The 1,405-nt window shown below is 74.5% G+C and carries 1 protein-coding gene; it reads left to right on the top strand.

The features are described from left to right. Nucleotides 1-364 precede the first annotated feature (364 nt). On the top strand, nucleotides 365-1,405 hold a 1,041-nt coding region (locus K6I34_RS36975), incomplete at its 3' end, for a nitronate monooxygenase (RefSeq protein ID WP_229332391.1).

Here is a 1,405-nt window from a genome sequence, read left to right as displayed (position 1 = left end):
CACCCCCTCCACCGGACGTCGGCTGCCGGTAGGGGGCGCATACGTTCGCGTCCGGGCGCGCCCCGTCAGGGGCGCGGGGAACTGCGCGAGAAGTCCCCACCGGCCCGCACCCGCCGGACGAGCAGGGGCGACCGAGCTCGTAGGCGGCTTTTCAGGGGCGCGGGGAACTGCGCGAGAAGCCCCACCGACCCGCACACGACCGACGGGGCCAGGGGGCGAAGCCCCCTTGGGGGCGCGGGGAACTGCGCGACAAGCCCCCACCGGACCCGCACCCGCGCGCGCAGCGCAAGCCGTACCCCGGTGCGCGCACGGCCCAGTGACGGAGCCCAGGTTCGTGGACCACATCGTGTGACACGATGTGGTCATGGTCCTCGACACCAGGGGCAACGCCACGCTGACCCGCCTGATGCGGTACCCCGTCGTGCAAGCCCCCATGGCCGGCGGTGCTTCCGGTCCGCCGCTGGCGGCGGCGGTCGCCGAGGCGGGTGCTCTCGGTTTCCTGGCCGCGGGGTACAAGACCCCTGCCGCCATGTACGAGGAGATCAAGCAACTCCGGGCCCGCACCGACAGACCCTTCGGTGTGAATCTCTTCATGCCGCAGCCCCCCGCCGCCGACCCCTCCGCGGTCGAGGTCTACGCCGAGCAACTGGCCGGTGAGGCCACCTGGTACGAGACCCCGCTCGGCGACTGGGGCCAGGGCGGTGACGACGCGTACGACGCCAAGCTCGCGATCCTTCTCGACGACCCGGTGCCGGTCGTCTCGTTCACCTTCGGCTGTCCCTCCGCCGAGGCCCTCCGGGCCCTCGCCGGGGTGGGGACGACCACTGTCGTCACCGTCACCTCCGTCGCCGAGGCGCGCGCCGCCGAGCAGGCGGGTGCGGACGCCGTGTGCGTCCAGGGAGTGGAGGCGGGCGGCCACCAGGGCACCCACCGCGACGACCCGCATCTGGACGGCGCGGGCGCGGGGGTCGGGCTGCTGGCGCTGCTGGCGGAGGTGCGCGAGGCCGTGGGCCTGCCGATGATCGCCGCGGGTGGCCTGATGCGCGGTGCGCAGATAGCGGCCGTGCTCGCCGCGGGTGCCGCCGCCGCGCAGCTCGGCACCGCCTTCCTGGCGTGCCCGGAGTCGGGCGCGCACGCCCTGCACAAGCAGGCGCTGACCGACCCGCTGTTCGTGGGTACCGAGCTGACCCGTGCCTTCTCGGGGCGTCCGGCCAGGGGCCTGGTGAACCGTTTCATCCGGGAGCACGGGCCGTACGCCCCGGCCGCGTACCCCCAGGTCCACTATCTGACGGCGGGCCTGCGCAAGGCGGCCGCTGCGGCGGGGGATCCGCAGGGTATGAACCTCTGGGCGGGGCAGGGCCACCGGCTGGCCCGTGGGCTTCCGGCGGCGCGGCTGGTCGAGGTG

The organism is Streptomyces sp. UNOC14_S4 (assembly GCF_020740835.1).
Taxonomy (GTDB): Bacteria; Actinomycetota; Actinomycetes; order Streptomycetales; family Streptomycetaceae; genus Streptomyces.
This window is presented reverse-complemented; position numbering and strand designations above follow the sequence as displayed.